The organism is Haloarcula sp. Atlit-7R (assembly GCF_003666065.1).
GTDB classification, from domain to species: Archaea; Halobacteriota; Halobacteria; order Halobacteriales; family Haloarculaceae; genus Haloarcula; species Haloarcula taiwanensis.
On record NZ_QXIK01000005.1, the window covers coordinates 242856 to 257624 of the forward strand.

Sequence of the window (14769 nt, forward strand, 5' to 3'; positions counted from 1 at the left end):
CAGGGCAGGCCGTCCGTGTGCCACTGGCAGGCCGCTCTCAGTCGAGATCGTACCGGTCGCCGATTTCAACTATTGAAAGCGCCGATGGATATGCGAAGCTGTTGGCGTGGTTGTGCAAGACGGTCGGCTCCGTGGTCATCCCCTTCCACATATCCCAGTGGGTCGGGACAAGGGTGTCAAGCTGGAGTTCGTTCGCGGCTTCGATGATCATGTTCTCATCGTTATACCACTGTGTTCGCGTGGGTTCGCCGGTTTCCTTGTCGTCGATCATCCCGACCGTTCCGAACGCGAGGACGCCGACATCGATGTCGTAGCGCTCGCCGATAGCTTCGAATTCGCCGGGACGGGCGTCGCCGCCGTGGAAGAACGTCCCGGAGTCATGTTCGAACACGTACGACACCGGATGCTCGGCGTCGGGGTCGTTGGCCGGTTCGACGTGGACGGTCACGTCACCGATATCGAGCGTGTCGCCCTCCGTGACCTCGTGGAGTTGATCGTCAGTAACGCTGTAGTTCTCCAGCCACGCCTCCTCGCGGATGACGTCGTGACCGCTGTCAGTGGTGTAGTAGTCCGCGCCCGTCCCGGCGAGAATCGGGGCCTGAGACGGCCCGTGAACGTGGTCGGTGTGTTCGTGGGTGCCCAGAACGGCGTCACACTCAGTGATGTCCTCAGGGTTGAACGGCACTGGAACCATCCGGACGGTTCGCGGCGGGTCGCCCGTACCGAGGTACGGGTCAATGAAGACGGTCGTCCCGCCGCTCGATTTCACGATGAAGCCGTTGCAGCCAAGATACCAGATCGCCAGCCCGTCAGGTGTCGCCGACTCCACCGCACGCGGGAGCCAGTCGTCCCAATCAGATTCGACTGTCATGCCGGGAGATGCCACGCCCGGTCGCTAAGGTGTTTCGAAGACGCCGTGCCGGGGCCGCTGGATGCTGTACGGATGGTTCGGCCTGACATCCGGACCCAGTTCCACGATGGTCGTAGTGTCTCCCGCTGTCTGAGAACGGAGCCCTCAGTTTATTTCCCACCTGAGAGAAATGTGACCTGTATGTACGATCATATCCTCCTCGCATCGGATGGGACAGCAGCGTCAACCAATGCCGAATCCCACGCAATTGCCCTCGCAGCGGAACACGATGCGGACCTCCACGTGCTGTATGTCGTCGACGAAGACGTGTACACGGCCTACAGCGGCGACGAGTACGTCGACGAGTCGGAAGGACCGGAACACGGCCTCGAAGAGACGGGTCAGGAGACGCTGGCCCGGATACAGGCCGACGCGGAGTCGGCCGGCGTCGACGCAACGACGACCCTGAAACACGGACGGCCAGCCGAGTCCATCATCGAAACCGCCGACGAGGCGGACGTCGATCTGCTCGTACTCGGGACGAAGCGGCGGCCGGCGGAGTACCGGAGCCTTCTCGGCAGCATCACAGACAAAGTGCTCAGGCTGAGCGAACGACCGGCGGTCGTAGTGAAAACTGAAGTCGAGGAGTAACCGCCCAGTCAGTCGAGTGGACCGCTGACTGGCGATAGCTGGCGGCGGTATCGCCGCTTCTGACCAGCTGCCTCAGGGTCAGCAGAACCGCGACCGCAAAAATCCCGGTGTTCAGTCCTCGCAGCAGCCGCCGGCTTTCTGCCCGAAGTCAACGGCCAGTTCCTCAGAGACAATCTCATTGAGTTCCTGCAGGCGCAGTTCGAGTTCGTTCTGGGCCTCCAGATAGTCGCTCATTACCGGGATGTCGTGGAGTTCCTCCTGCTTTTGCTGGACTTTCCGGAGGTCTTCCTGCGAAGCGTTCCCGGTCTGACGGGCGAGCATGAATTCCTCTCGGATCTGCTCGAACTCCTTGATAGCCGCCTGCGCCTCGTCGTGGTTCTCGACGGCGTCTTTCGTCTCCTTGAATCGCTGGTACACCGGCAGCTCGGCGATTGCCTCGCCGAACTCTGTAGCGAGCGCTTCGACGTGGTCACCGTCGATATCAGCGGCGGTATCGGTCTCGATGCTCATCATCGTCGTGTATGGGCTCGGGCGGTATAGGCCTGCCGAAACCGGGTTGTTCCGGCCAGGACCGTCGCTATACTGATCGGGCTGTAGCTTCACCCGCGGGAAAGGCGACCCAATCCAGTTATCAACTCGCATAATCGGTCGAAAACGGTATATCCGTTTCCGAGATATCACCCACAATGGCGGAAACTGCACCTGAAAGCGGTCTACTACCAGAGTCAATGGACAACAGCGGAGAGTTCTGGCTCCATGCGTTCGAGTCGCTTGTCGCGGATTTACCCGAGCCGGCGTTCGTGGTTGATGCGGACGGCGATATCACACACTGGAATCAAGCAGTGGCAAACATTCTCGGCCTTCCGGCGAGTGAGGCGGTCGGGATGAACGCCTACGATGTGTTTGGCACAGAAGGTCAAGACGAGACGCTCGCTCAGGAGGTCATCAGGACAGGGGAGCCAGTCCGCGAGGACGAGTTCCGCTCCGCCGAGCGGCCCGACGGGACGATGGCCCACGCGCGGGCGGTTGCTGTCCCACTCATGGGTCCCGGCGGGGAGGCTATCGGAGCACTGGAGTTACTGATCGATTTCAGCGATATCGTCGAACAGCGCGAAGCGCTCCAGAACCTCCAGTCACAGATGGCGACAGATGTCGAGTCGGCGGTCGGCGAAATCAGCGACTCTGCCGCAGCCGTTACCGAGCAGTCCGACGAGATCAAGGACATGGCCGGAGAGCAGTCCGACAACCTCGACGAGGTCCAGTCCGAGGTATCCGGGTTCAGCGCCACCGTCGAGGAAATCGCCTCCAGCGCCGAGGAAGTGAGCAGCCAGAGCGGTGAGGCCAGGGAACTCGCCGAGGAATCCGTCGAAACAGCCGAGGAAACCATCGAACGCGTCGAGGATGCGACTGAGTTCGCCGAACAGGTCGCGTCGGACTCGGCGGAGCTCCGGGGCCACATCGAAGAAATCGACGAGTTTGTCGAGGTCATCAACGACATCGCGGACCAGACGAACATGCTGGCACTGAACGCCAACATCGAAGCTGCGCGGAGCAACAGCGACAGCGACGGGTTCGCGGTCGTCGCCGACGAGATCAAGGAACTGGCCGACGAGTCCAAGCAGCACGCCGACGAGGTCGAGCGTATCGTAGGGGAGGTCCGCGAAATGGCCGACGACACCGCCGAAAACGTCGAGGAAACGACGGACGCGATCCAGCAGGCACTCACTGACCTCGAGACGGTGCTTGACAATCAGGAGGCCATTCTCGACGCCGCGTCGGAAACCGAACAGGGCATCGGCGAGGTTGCGGCGGCGACTGACGACCAGGCCGCAAGTGCCGAGGAAATCGCCAGCATGATCGACGAAATCGCCCAGCGTGCCGCCGAGGTGTCCGAGTCCATCGACGAGCTGGCTGCCGAAAACGAAACCCAACATCAGATGGCCCGGGACTTAGAGGAGAACGTCGAGCGTGTCGAGCGCCGACTCGCCGAGATCATGAGGTGACTGCCCGCTCATCGAAACACGGGGGTTATGACGCTCGAACGGGTACAGGGTTTCAATGAGTCAAGAGCGGACTGACGGCGACCTCCGGAACACCGGACTGTCGCTCAAACACGACCGCGAGTGGGATTACGAGCTCGACCGAATCATCGAAGCTGTCGAGGAGCGCGACGCAGAGAAGGTGGGCCTGCAGTTCCCCGAGGGACTGAAACGCCGCGGCCCGGCCGTGGCTGACGACCTCCGCGAGGAACTGCCTGACGACGTGACGGTGCTGCTATCGGGCCAGCCCTGTTATGGTGCCTGTGACCTCGATACGTACATGATGCGCCGGACGGACGTGTTCGTCCACTTCGGTCACTCGCCGATGAAGGAGTCTGACAAGATTATCTACGTGCCGCTGTTCTCCAACGTCGACGTCTTCCCCATCATGGAGCAGGCCCGTGAGGAGCAACTCGCCGACCCCGAAGAGGACCCCGACGTGGGGCTGGTGACGACGGCCCAGCACATGAACAAGTTCGAGGAGATGCGCGAGTGGCTAGAGGAGCGCGGCTACACGGTCCACACGCGCCGCGGCGACGAGCGGCTGACCCACGAGGGGCAGGTGCTTGGCTGTAACTACGCCAGCGCCGACGTGGACGCCGACCAGATGCTGTACGTCGGTGGCGGGAAGTTCCACCCGCTCGGGCTGGCGATGGAACACCCCGAGAAGCACGTCGTCATCGCGGACCCGGTCAACAACGTCGTTACCGTCGCTGACACGGAGAAGTTCATGAAGCAGCGCTACGGCGCGGTCCACCGCGCGATGGACGCCGAGTCTTGGGGGGTTATCTTCTGTACCAAAATCGGGCAGGGCCGCTGGGACAAGGCCCAGGAAATCGTCGAGAACAACGAGAACGCATACCTCATCACCATGGATGAGGTGACACCGGACCGGCTGACGAACTTCGGGATGGACGCCTACGTCAACACCGGCTGTCCGCGCATCACGACCGACGACGGCCCGCAGTTCAAGAAGCCGATGCTCACCCCCGGAGAGTACGAGATTGCCATCGGCGAGAAGCCGCTAGAATCCCTGGAGTTCGACACCTTCCACGGCACCTGGTAGCGTTCTCAGACCTGAGAACGGCGGGAATACAGTCTTATATTCCGCCAGCCGAATCTCTGTATGGCTTCTACGGAGGACACTACTCTTTTCCGCGACGTTTTCGAGGCAAATCCGGACCCGATTATGATCCACGACGCCGACACCGGGACAATCGTCCGAGCCAACCAGGCCGCGGGCGCACTGCTCGGCTGTGCGCCAGAGGACATCGTCGGGATGCACGTCGGCGAGTTCAGCCCGTCGGGGTTCTCGACGGCGGACGCAAACGCCCTGATTGCGGAGGCAGCCACGTCGGGGTCGACACAGGTCGAGTGGACGACAGAGGGACCGGATGGGGAGAGCCGGCGGGTCGAAGTGTCGCTCGAGCGCGCCGTCATCGACGACGTAACTCGTGTTGTGGCGTTCATTCACGATGTGACCGAAATCCGGCGACAGGAACGCAAACATACTGAACGGAGCCAGCAACTCCAGACACTGATCGAGAACCTTCCGGTCGTTGTGTTCACTCTCGACTCCGATGGCGTCTTCACCTACTCGGCCGGGAAGGGACTGGCCGAACTCGGTTTAGAACCCGGCGAACTCGAAGGCGTCTCGGTGTTCGAGGCGTACGGCCAGTATCCGGACATCGTCGCCGCTGTCGAGCAAGCGCTGGACGGCGAAGAGGTCCGCGTGACCCAAGAATTCGACGGCCTCGTCTTCGAGACGTGGTATCGGCCAGTGTTCGGCGATGACGGAGAACTGACGCAGGTCGTCAGCGTCGCCCGCGACATCACTGACCTCAAACAGCGTGAGGCGCGCATCGAAACACTCAGCGAAGCGACGAATGAACTGCTGTACACCCGCACGGAGCAGGCGGTCGCGGACACGGTGACACAGATCGCACAGCGCATCATCGACCAGCCACTGGCAGCGATGTGGTCCTACGACAGTGACGACGACACCCTCTATCCGATTGGTGCGACGGACGAAGCGGTCGACTTCGCGGCGGTGGAGGCAGCGTCGGATCTCCCACCGATGGGTCCCGAAAGCGACGAGAACCGCCTGTTCCACGATGGTAGTCCGACCGTCGTCGAGGACTATCAGGCGCTATCGAACCCGTCATCGCCACAGGCATCGTTGCGGACGGTGCTGTTTCTCCCGCTCGAGGACTACGGGATGCTGTGTATCGGCTCGCCGACTGTCGAATCCCTCGACAGCCACGACCGGTTCTTGCTCGATATTCTTGCGAGTACTGGGGCCGCAGCGCTTGACCGGGTCGAACGGGAGACGCGGCTCAAATCAAAGCAGACGGAACTCGAACGGTCGAACGAGGCGCTCCAGCAGTTCGCCTACATCGCCTCACACGACCTGCAGGAGCCTCTCAGGATGGTATCGAGCTACATCGACCTGCTGGACAGCGAATACGGCGACGACCTCGATGACGAGGCCGCCGAGTACATGGCCTTTGCCATCGACGGGGCTCGCCGAATGCAGGAGATGGTCAACGCCTTGCTCCGGTACTCGCGGGTCGAGACAACCTCGAGCGAGTTCGAGGAGACGGACCCGGAGGCGGTGATCGACCGGACGCTGGACGCCTTACAGATGCGAATAGAAGAGGTAGACGCGACCATCACAGTGGGGGCACTGCCACCCGTCGAAGCCGATCCGAACCAGGTCGGGCAGGTATTCCAGAATCTACTGGAAAACGCTATCGAGTACGCCGTGGAAGCCGGCATGGAGCCACGTATCGAGGTCAGCGCAGACAGAGATGACGACGATGTTGTGTTCACCGTCTCGGACAACGGGCCGGGGATTCCGGCGGCGGACCGCGAGGAGGTGTTCGACATCTTCCACCGGGCCGGAGCCCACGACACGGAAGGAACCGGCATCGGGCTAGCCGTCTGCCAGCGAATTGTCCTGCGCCACGACGGACGCATCTGGGTCGAACCGTCGGACGACGGCGCGACGTTCAAGTTTACGTTGCCCGCGGTAACGGAGGTGTGCGGCGATGACTGAATCCAGCGAGGGACGGCCGGTGGAGATTCTACTGGCGGAGGACAATCCCGGCGATGTCAAGCTGACCGAGAAAGCGCTGGAGAAGGGCAAGGTGCTGAACAACCTGCACGTCGTCAACGACGGTGTCGAGGCACTGGCGTTCCTCCGTCAGGAAGGCGAGTACGACGACGCACCGCGGCCTGATCTGTTGTTACTCGACCTCAATATGCCACGTAAAGGAGGGCAAGAGGTCCTCGAAGAGATGAAAGACGACGAGTCGCTTCGGCGGATTCCGGTCGTCGTGTTGACCAGTTCTGAGGCGGAGGAAGACATCATCGAATCGTACGACCTCCACGCGAACGCCTATCTGACGAAGCCAGTCGACTTCGACGGCTTCGTCGACATCGTGAGCAGCGTCGAGGAGTTCTTCCTCACGGTAGTCAAGCGGCCACCGAAATGACGATGACTGAGACGATACACCTCAACGTGCTCCTCGTCGAAGACAATCCGGGCGACGCTCAGCTCGTCGAGCATCACCTGAACTCGCCAGCCGTAGCGCACTTCGTCGATGACGTGACGATTTCCCACGTCGAGTCCTTGGCGCCGGTCGGTGAACAGCCGGACACAGCCTACGACGTGGTGCTGCTGGACCTCGGACTCCCCGAGTCAACAGGGCTCGCGACACTCGACCGGGCAACCGAGATGGTCAGGGGAGTGCCGATCATCGTTCTCACGGGCATGCAGGACCGGGAGATGGCTATCGAAGCGATCAACCGCGGCGCACAGGACTATCTGCCGAAAGCGGATCTGGACGGTGACCGACTCGTGAGGGCACTCCGGTACGCAGTCGTCAGGAGCCGCCAGCAGCGTGCGATTCAGCGCCAGACAGACCAGATGGACTTCTTCAACAGCATCCTGCAACACGATATCCTCAACGGGATGAACGTCATTCGGGCACGCGGCGAACTCCTCGAAGACACGCTCGACAGCCAGGAACGCGAGTACGCGTCGACCATCGTCCAGTGGAGCGACGACCTGATCGACCTCACGGAGAAGGTCCGGTCAGTGCTGGAGACGGTCACCGACGAGGACGGGCGAAGCCACGAACACCGGGAGCTACAGGCCGTCCTCACGGCCGCGGCGGAGCGCGCCCGGTCAGTCGGTGACGACTGTACTGTCACCGTCGAATCGGAGGCCGTTACCGTCGTCGCCGACGAACTGCTCGACGACGTGTTCGCGAACCTCTTTCTCAACGCAGTCGAACACGGTGGTGCCGATGTGACCATCGATGTGACGACGAGGGTCGAGGACGGGGTTGTCACAGTCTGTCTCGCCGACGACGGGGACGGCATTCCGAGCAGCGAGGCCCGGCGCATCTTCGAGCGCGGCGAGAAGGGCTCTGAGTCCGGCGGCACCGGCTTCGGGCTCTACTTCGTGGACACGATGGTCCGGAGCTACGGTGGCGATGTCTGGGTCGAGGACAGCGACCTTGGTGGCGCAGCGTTTTATATCGAACTCCCACACGCGACTCCGTAGAGGGAATCGATTGCCACACTGTTACCGGTCAGCCGCATTTCAGCTTCTGAGAAACGGGGCCGAATGTTCAATTCCGGGGAGGTCGAGTCTCCGGCTATGAATGATCCGCTGGACGGTGCCGAGGGTAGCGACCCGGAAGAACAGGATCGCTATCTTGCGGCTATGCAGGACCTCACTGCGGCGATGGCGGCCAGCGGAACCTCGTTTCGGGAGCGCGTCGAGCCAGTTTTGGCCGTCGGTCGAGAACACCTCGGGTTTCCGAACGGACACATCGCAGTGATCGCTGGCGACAGCCACGAAATCGTCGCCAGTAGCGGTCTACAATCCACGATTACGGCGGGTGACGAGACACCACGTTCCGAGACGTACTGTAGACACACCCTCAGCGAATCCGGGATGTACATAGTCACCAACGCAAGTGAGGAAATGGCGACTGACCCTGCCTACGAGCGGTTCGGACTAGAGGCCTACGTCGGCGCGACGTTGCGGGCGGACGGGGCGGAGTACGGAACGCTGTGTTTCGTCAACGACAGCGAGTCGATTTCGGAGTTCTCGGACTGGCAGCAGACGCTGTTCGAACATCTCACGCAGTGGGTCGAAGCAGAGATCGAACGCGAGCTAGCTGTTGATACACGCGAGCAGAGCCAGCGACTGCTGGAAGCGACGTTCAACTCACCGGAGACGTTCATCGGTATTCTCAACGCTGACGGACACCTTCTCAGGGCGAACACAACAGCCCTCGGATTCATCGACGCCGATGACGACGCCGTCCTCGGGGAACTGTTCTGGGAAACGCCCTGGTGGAACCACAGTGACGAAGTAGCGTGCCGTTGCCAGAACGCTGTTGAGCGGGCGAGTGAGGGCGAGATGGTCAGGTTCGAGGCCGAGCATGTCGGTGCAGACGGCCAGCGTATCTCGACCGCCGTCGTGGCCCGGCCGGTAATGGTCGACGGGACCGTCCAGAAGGTAATCGTCGAGGGGACGGACATCACGGATCTCAAGCGCCGCGAAGAGCAAATGGAGTTTTTCAACAGTATTCTCAGGCACGACATCCTCAACGGGATGACAGTCATCGAGGCGCGCGCAGAAACGCTGGCAGATGCACTTACTGGGACACAGGCGGCCTACGCCGAGACGATTCTGGACTGGAGTCAGGACATCGTCGACCTCACACAGAAGGTCCGGAGCGTCCTGAGCACGATGTCAGACGATGAGCTGACCGAGGCAGAGACGATAGAATTAGGGCCGGTCGTCGAAGGGGCAACGAAAAAAGCGGTTTCAATGGCTGAAGACTGTACGCTCAGAACAGACATCCATGGCGATACCGTGGTCGTGGCTGACGACCTCCTCGACGATGTCGTCGGAAATATCTTGACGAACGCTGTCGAGCACGGCGGTCCAGGCACCACAATCGAGGTGACGACGGACCGCGTCGGCTCGATGGTCCATCTTCGCATCGCTGACGACGGACCCGGGATACCGCCCGCAGAGCGTGAGGCAATCTTCGAGAAGGGAGAGCGTGGACCCGAGTCGACGGGGACAGGGTTCGGATTGTACTTCGTGTCGGTGATGGTCAACAACTACGGCGGCGACATCTGGGTCGAAGACAGCGACCTCGGCGGCAGCGAGTTCGTCGTTACGCTCCCGGTAGCATAACCAGTGGGCATTTCCAAACGTTTTTGAATGATTTCTGCGTATTTCAGGTAATGCCGACAAAGAGTGCGCTCGCCCAGCAACTCGCCGTTGTCGCCGGATTCGACAATCCGCGGGCCAGTCTCGAACAGTACCGGACTCCGCCGAATCTGGCGGCCCATCTGGTCCATACTGCGGATCTTCAAGGCGACATTCAGGGACGGATGGTCGTCGATCTGGGCTGTGGCACCGGGATGTTGGCGCTGGGTGCAGCGTTGCGGTCGCCGGCGCGGGTTGTGGGGCTGGACATCGACCCCGCGCCGCTGTCGACGGCGCGCAAAAACGAGCGGAAGGTCGGTTCGACGACCCCAGTGTCGTGGGTTCGGGCAGATGCCACCACCGCTCCGCTGTCCCCGCCTGTCGAGGAAACGACCGTCGTGATGAACCCGCCCTTCGGCGCGCAGTCGGACAACGAACACGCCGACCGACGGTTCCTCGAAACTGCTGCGTCCATCGCAGCCGTGTCGTACTCGATTCACAACGACGGAAGCCAGTCGTTCGTCGAATCCTTCGCCGGGGACAACGGCGGCGAAGTGACCCATGCCTTCGAGACGGAGTTCGACCTGCCGCGACAGTTCGAGTTCCACGAATCGGACCGTCAGGCGATTACCGCAGAAGTGTACCGCATCGACTGGACCTAGGCCGCTTGCTGGCGGCGCTCCGCAATCTTCACACGAGTCCCATCTGTCCCCGCGTACAGCCGCGAGCGGTTCCGCTCGAAGGTCAGCCCGCCGATTCGCGTCCGCGTCATGTTCGCCGGAAGCGGTGCTTGCCCGACCGTTTCATTCCCCCGTGTTACGACCACGTCGAATCCGTTCTGCCGGGCCGCCACGGTCACGTTCCGCCCGTCGAGTATCACGTCCGCCGTCGATGGCTCCGAGGTGTACGCGGTCCGAGACTGGCCCCTCTCGCGCCTGAGCTGAACCCGGTAGACGCTGGCATTGCCAAGCACCGACCAGTCCGTCCGGTTCGCGTACACCGATTCACGCCAGGTCGAGCCACCGACCGTGACACGCTCCTTGCCGTTAACTGCGAGCTGACCCGGCTGGACGGCGGCGATCCAGACCTCCCGCTCTGCACTAGCGACGATGACGCCGCTGGCGTTGACGGTTGTCTCCGCTTGCTGCGTAGGCACCCAGATACTCTCGAAGTACGCGTTCGGAACGTTCTCGTCATAGGCCACCACGTAGTCTCTGACCTCGATGCCGTCTTCGGGGAGCTGGTCCGCTTGCAGGTCGACGACGTTCGTCGGGACAGCAGCGAGACTCAGTGCACCGAGGACGACGAGCAGCACTATCACTGCGAGTGATGCCGGGTGGCGGTCGAACGACGGGCGAAGGCGCCGGTCAGAGCCGACGGTCGCGGCGGCGACGACGAGCGCGAGGAGAAACACCAGTGCCGTCCCAGCCCAGCGGAACAACCGAAACCGGCCGCTGCCGAGCGGGATGTACACCGCCCAGAGGCCCTGTGCGACGGCGAACACGAGCGTCGCAAAGAACACCCGCAACATGTCCGGGTGTTCGTCCCGGCTCCGAAGCAACGCGAGCGCCACGACGACGCCTGCGAGTATGCCGATAGCGTGCCCCTGGATAGCGATGTTCGACCACCACGGCGTCACAAACCGGGTCTGGCCAGCGGCCGTCGACACCGGATATCGGAGTGCCGAATACAGGAGGTCGAGCACGCGGGTTCCGAGAAATGCACCGAGAAACAGCGTCGGCCGCGTCACGAGCGCGAACCCGGCAATGGCAAACACCACGCCGGAAAAGCCCACAATCGGCCCGATAGCGAACACCGCGGAGAACACACCCACGACGAACATGGCGACGGGAACAACCAGAATCCTGGCAAACGGGTTCGTCCGAAGCGACGTGAAGGTCTGGACACCCCGCTTGCGAGGGTAGTGGCCCCAGACGTACTCCGCGACCGTTCCGTACACCAGTGTGCCCATGAGGTTGCCCGTGATGTGGCCCTGACTGCCGTGAGTGAACGCCCCCGTGAGCATCCCGAACGGGTAGAAGTACGACCACGTCCGGAACGGGGTCACAAGCGGGTCCCGCGGGTGCCACCATGCGCCCTGCAGGAACAGGTACACCGCCGTGACACCCGCAATTGTCACCAGCGTCCCCCACGGGACCCCAAGCAGGAGTCGCGCCCGTACACCATCGCCCAGTCGTACACCCGAGAGTCGGCGGACGGCAAGAAGGATGACAAGCACCACGACGAGGACGACCGCTTCCTGCCATGGGAGCCACGCGGGCATGGCCGGCGTCGGCAGCGACTGCATCATTCACGCACAGTTCGGGTACGCGACGGCTTATGGATGGCGACAGGTGTCACTCGCCAACAGTGACTGATGGTGCTGGGCGAAGGCAACCGACTGTGGTAGACGCGGGACCTCAGAACATAGACAGGCCGACGCTGTACGGCCACGACGTACCAGCTACCGCAAGCAGCGACAGCGCGCCGCCGGCGAGGGCGATGTTCTTGAGGAACTGCGTCATCTCGTCCTGTACCTGCTCGTCCGGGACCGCCCAGAAGTTGTGCATCATGACGGCGGAAGCGACGAGGAACGTCGCCAGCGCCCCGGCCGCGATGACGGGGTACGCGCCGAGGATGACGAGGACGCCGCTGACGAGGAGCAATCCGCCGCTCCCGTAGACCGACGCCGCGGGTGCCGGGAGCCCTTTCGCCGCCGCGTAGGGCGTCATCTGGCCGGCGTTCTGGAAGTGGTTCAGGCCCATGAAGGCAAGCACCCCACCGAACAGGAGTCGGCCCAGCAAGAACAGCTCGCCCGCTCCGGCGGACTCAAACGCCATCAGGCGCTCACCTCCATGGCCGGAGTCGTTTCGCTACGAGACTGTCGAACCGCGATTAGTGGTTTCATTACGTTACTTGGTTCGTATCCGAACCTATTTGTACGTTCCCGGACAATGGGGATACCAGGTAGCACTGATGTCATCTGAAGTATTCACTGCCGCGGACGAGGAAGAGGAGAGCGGGCCGTGTGCCGTCATCGAGTCACTGGAACAGATCGGGTCGCGCTGGCGACTGGTCGTGCTCCACGAACTCCAGAACGGCGAACAGCGGTTCAACGAACTCAAACGGGCCACCGATGCCAGTTCTCGTACCCTCTCGCGGGTCCTCGATGATCTCCAGGAGATGGACTTTGTCGACCGACGGCTCGAAGAAGACGCGCCAGTCGCGACGTACTACCGACTCACGTCAAAGGGTGAATCCCTCTGTCCGGTGTTCGACGAAATCGAGGACTGGGCTGAGGAGTGGCTGGCCGGGTGCAAGAACTGACTGGACAACGCAGACTTTTCTATCCCCCGGCCCCATCGCTTTACCAATGGGAGTACGGCCACCAGCCGATAACAGCGACGAGCCAGACGTCATCGAGTTCGGTATCGCGGCACTCGACGCCCGCCTGTCGGACGTGGACATCGAGTATCCCGCGACCGCGAGGGAGGTCCGGGACGCCGCCGGCCACATCACGGTCCCGTTCGACGCGTCGGGCCACTCGATGACCGTCGCCGAGGCGCTTGACGAGACGAACGCCACGGAATTCGACAACGAGCAGGAGCTACTCAACGATCTCCATCCGATATTCGAGCGCAAACGGGAAGCGACCAGAAACAGTCTGCTCTCCCAGCTCCGCGCGCTGGTCCCGTTCTAAACTACTCGTCGGGCTGGTGCGGAGAGACCGCTGGCGTTGTCTCTGTATCACTCTCTCCGGTGCCCTCCGCGTCACCGACCGGCTGGTCGTCGAACACGTCCGCCGGCTGATCGCGGGTCTCGTGTGTGAGCTGGACAGCAATGTCCTCTAGGCGGCGTGTCTGTTCGCGGTTTACCGCCACGAGCATATCAGACAGGACGCCGAACATGAGGAGCTGAATCCCCAGCAGAATGGCGAACGAGCCGACAACTGCGATCACCTCGTGTGAGATGCTGTTAACGACCCAGTCATAGGCCACGTACGCGCCGAGGAGGAACCCGACCACAGTGCTCCCGAGGCCAACGCTCCCAAAATAAAACAGTGGATTGTTGGTCTTTGCCATCTGGTACAGCGTCAGGATGATTGTCGCGCCGTCCCGGAACGGACGGAGGTTCGTGTCGGACTCGTCGGGCCGGGGCTGGTAGGTGATCGGCACCACCGTCGTCGAGATATTGTGTTTGACACACTCGACGGCCATCTCCGTCTCGATACCGAAGCCAGAAGCCGTCAGCGAGCTCCGCTGGAAGGACTGGCGCGTAAAGGCTCGATACCCGGAGAGGATATCGGTGAGGTCCCGTCCGTGAATCGTTTCGAAGGCACTGTTAATGATGCGGTTGCCGATCTGATTCAGTTTCGTCATCGCGCCGGGTCGCATATCCGCAAACCGGTTTCCGATGACGTGGGCGGCCTGGCCTGACAACAGCGGTTCGAGTAGCCTGTCCGCCTCGTCGGGCCGATAGGTCGCGTCGCCGTCGGCCATCAGGACGTACGGCTGCTCGATGTGACGCGTCACCGCCTCTCTGACGGCCTGCCCCTTCCCCGAGCCGGACTGTTCGACGACTCGCGCGCCGGCTGACTCGGCAGCCTCCTGTGTTCCGTCGGTCGAGCCGCCGTCAATGACGAGAACGTTGGTAAAGCCCTGCTCACGAAACCCGGACACGACCGACTCGATGGTCTCTGCCTCGTTGAACGTCGGCAACAGTATACAGACGTCGTCTCGGTCGGCCATTGACTCAACGTCATCCACGCGAAGACAAATAAATGCGGGTCTGCCCGCGTGCGGGTTTTCGGTCAGATTCTCGCAGTCGCCGATAAAAAAGCGGTGACTGCCAGGAAGCGCTGACAACAGCCGTGTCAGTCGTTGCGCTGCTCGCTCATGTGCTCCCAGACCTCCGCACAGCCACAGCCGTCTTCGATGTCTGCCAGGTGATCGTCTTCCTCTGTCTGGGATGTCGCAGTCATGTTA

Annotated in this window: 15 protein-coding genes; 10 read left to right on the plus strand and 5 right to left on the minus strand. The window is 62.0% G+C overall.

The features are described from left to right. Positions 1 to 37 precede the first annotated feature (37 nt). On the minus strand, positions 38 to 871 hold the full coding sequence (locus tag D3D01_RS12995) for an MBL fold metallo-hydrolase (protein WP_101349832.1): 834 nt from the start codon (positions 869 to 871) through the stop codon (positions 38 to 40). A 180-nt stretch (positions 872 to 1051) separates the two neighbouring features. Between D3D01_RS12995 and D3D01_RS13000 the strand changes: the two genes are divergently transcribed. Beyond that, the gene (locus D3D01_RS13000; protein WP_101349831.1) at positions 1052 to 1501 is read left to right on the plus strand and encodes a universal stress protein; all 450 of its coding nucleotides are present in this window, start codon (positions 1052 to 1054) and stop codon (positions 1499 to 1501) included. A gap of 111 nt (positions 1502 to 1612) precedes the next feature. Here D3D01_RS13000 and D3D01_RS13005 read toward each other — a convergent pair whose 3' ends face one another. Then, positions 1613 to 2011 carry a YlbF family regulator gene (locus D3D01_RS13005; RefSeq protein WP_008309674.1) on the minus strand — a complete coding sequence of 133 codons (399 nt, stop codon included), beginning with the start codon at positions 2009 to 2011 and terminating at the stop codon, positions 1613 to 1615. Positions 2012 to 2229: 218 nt separating this feature from the next. Here D3D01_RS13005 and D3D01_RS13010 point away from each other — a divergent pair, with 218 nt between their 5' ends. The 7 genes from D3D01_RS13010 to D3D01_RS13040 all read left to right on the plus strand — a co-directional run bounded on the left by D3D01_RS13010 (position 2230) and on the right by D3D01_RS13040 (position 10446). Further along, a complete protein-coding gene (locus tag D3D01_RS13010) occupies positions 2230 to 3504 on the plus strand; it encodes a methyl-accepting chemotaxis protein (RefSeq protein ID WP_121512471.1) in 1275 nt (424 codons plus the stop codon). 55 nt (positions 3505 to 3559) lie between these two features. Further along, complete coding sequence (gene dph2 / locus D3D01_RS13015; protein WP_101349829.1) at positions 3560 to 4606, plus strand: diphthamide biosynthesis enzyme Dph2; 1047 nt, start codon at positions 3560 to 3562, stop codon at positions 4604 to 4606. Positions 4607 to 4666: 60 nt separating this feature from the next. Next, positions 4667 to 6598, plus strand: a complete 1932-nt coding sequence (locus D3D01_RS13020; RefSeq protein WP_121512472.1) for an ATP-binding protein — start codon at positions 4667 to 4669, stop codon at positions 6596 to 6598. After that, complete coding sequence (locus D3D01_RS13025; RefSeq protein WP_121512473.1) at positions 6591 to 7037, plus strand: response regulator; 447 nt, start codon at positions 6591 to 6593, stop codon at positions 7035 to 7037. Before D3D01_RS13020 ends, D3D01_RS13025 begins: the two co-directional genes overlap by 8 nt. A gap of 2 nt (positions 7038 to 7039) precedes the next feature. Next, positions 7040 to 8113, plus strand: coding sequence for an ATP-binding protein (locus D3D01_RS13030; protein WP_101351418.1), 1074 nt, complete (start codon positions 7040 to 7042; stop codon positions 8111 to 8113). 96 nt (positions 8114 to 8209) lie between these two features. Next, entirely contained in the window at positions 8210 to 9769 is a 1560-nt protein-coding gene (locus D3D01_RS13035; RefSeq protein ID WP_121512498.1) for an ATP-binding protein, read from the plus strand. Between the two features lie 50 nt (positions 9770 to 9819). Beyond that, on the plus strand, positions 9820 to 10446 hold the full coding sequence (locus D3D01_RS13040; RefSeq protein WP_101349825.1) for an METTL5 family protein: 627 nt from the start codon (positions 9820 to 9822) through the stop codon (positions 10444 to 10446). Here D3D01_RS13040 and D3D01_RS13045 read toward each other — a convergent pair. Further along, positions 10443 to 12095, minus strand: a complete 1653-nt coding sequence (locus tag D3D01_RS13045; RefSeq protein WP_101349824.1) for a rhomboid family intramembrane serine protease — start codon at positions 12093 to 12095, stop codon at positions 10443 to 10445. The two genes, D3D01_RS13040 and D3D01_RS13045, sit on opposite strands and share 4 nt — an antisense overlap. 109 nt (positions 12096 to 12204) lie before the next feature. After that, the gene (locus D3D01_RS13050) at positions 12205 to 12624 is read right to left on the minus strand and encodes a DoxX family protein (RefSeq protein ID WP_101349823.1); all 420 of its coding nucleotides are present in this window, start codon (positions 12622 to 12624) and stop codon (positions 12205 to 12207) included. A 136-nt stretch (positions 12625 to 12760) separates the two neighbouring features. Here D3D01_RS13050 and D3D01_RS13055 point away from each other — a divergent pair, with 136 nt between their 5' ends. After that, the gene (locus D3D01_RS13055) at positions 12761 to 13111 is read left to right on the plus strand and encodes a helix-turn-helix domain-containing protein (RefSeq protein WP_101349822.1); all 351 of its coding nucleotides are present in this window, start codon (positions 12761 to 12763) and stop codon (positions 13109 to 13111) included. A 46-nt stretch (positions 13112 to 13157) separates the two neighbouring features. Beyond that, positions 13158 to 13484 carry a hypothetical protein gene (locus D3D01_RS13060; RefSeq protein WP_101349821.1) on the plus strand — a complete coding sequence of 109 codons (327 nt, stop codon included), beginning with the start codon at positions 13158 to 13160 and terminating at the stop codon, positions 13482 to 13484. 1 nt (position 13485) lies between these two features. Here the strand turns inward: D3D01_RS13060 and aglJ are convergent, their stop codons facing one another. Next, positions 13486 to 14532, minus strand: a complete 1047-nt coding sequence (gene aglJ, locus D3D01_RS13065; protein WP_101349820.1) for an S-layer glycoprotein N-glycosyltransferase AglJ — start codon at positions 14530 to 14532, stop codon at positions 13486 to 13488. Positions 14533 to 14769: the final 237 nt, after the last annotated feature.

Coding starts and splice junctions, on each gene's coding strand:
- D3D01_RS13005 (WP_008309674.1), bottom strand. CDS start 2,011: ATGAGCATCGAGACCGATACCGCCGCTGATATCGACGGTGACCACGTC.
- D3D01_RS13040 (WP_101349825.1), top strand. CDS start 9,820: ATGCCGACAAAGAGTGCGCTCGCCCAGCAACTCGCCGTTGTCGCCGGA.
- D3D01_RS13030 (WP_101351418.1), top strand. CDS start 7,040: ATGACTGAGACGATACACCTCAACGTGCTCCTCGTCGAAGACAATCCG.
- D3D01_RS13035 (WP_121512498.1), top strand. CDS start 8,210: ATGAATGATCCGCTGGACGGTGCCGAGGGTAGCGACCCGGAAGAACAG.
- D3D01_RS13000 (WP_101349831.1), top strand. CDS start 1,052: ATGTACGATCATATCCTCCTCGCATCGGATGGGACAGCAGCGTCAACC.
- D3D01_RS13050 (WP_101349823.1), bottom strand. CDS start 12,624: ATGGCGTTTGAGTCCGCCGGAGCGGGCGAGCTGTTCTTGCTGGGCCGA.
- D3D01_RS13020 (WP_121512472.1), top strand. CDS start 4,667: ATGGCTTCTACGGAGGACACTACTCTTTTCCGCGACGTTTTCGAGGCA.
- D3D01_RS13055 (WP_101349822.1), top strand. CDS start 12,761: ATGTCATCTGAAGTATTCACTGCCGCGGACGAGGAAGAGGAGAGCGGG.
- D3D01_RS13045 (WP_101349824.1), bottom strand. CDS start 12,095: ATGATGCAGTCGCTGCCGACGCCGGCCATGCCCGCGTGGCTCCCATGG.
- dph2 (WP_101349829.1), top strand. CDS start 3,560: ATGAGTCAAGAGCGGACTGACGGCGACCTCCGGAACACCGGACTGTCG.
- D3D01_RS13010 (WP_121512471.1), top strand. CDS start 2,230: ATGGACAACAGCGGAGAGTTCTGGCTCCATGCGTTCGAGTCGCTTGTC.
- aglJ (WP_101349820.1), bottom strand. CDS start 14,532: ATGGCCGACCGAGACGACGTCTGTATACTGTTGCCGACGTTCAACGAG.
- D3D01_RS13025 (WP_121512473.1), top strand. CDS start 6,591: ATGACTGAATCCAGCGAGGGACGGCCGGTGGAGATTCTACTGGCGGAG.
- D3D01_RS13060 (WP_101349821.1), top strand. CDS start 13,158: ATGGGAGTACGGCCACCAGCCGATAACAGCGACGAGCCAGACGTCATC.
- D3D01_RS12995 (WP_101349832.1), bottom strand. CDS start 871: ATGACAGTCGAATCTGATTGGGACGACTGGCTCCCGCGTGCGGTGGAG.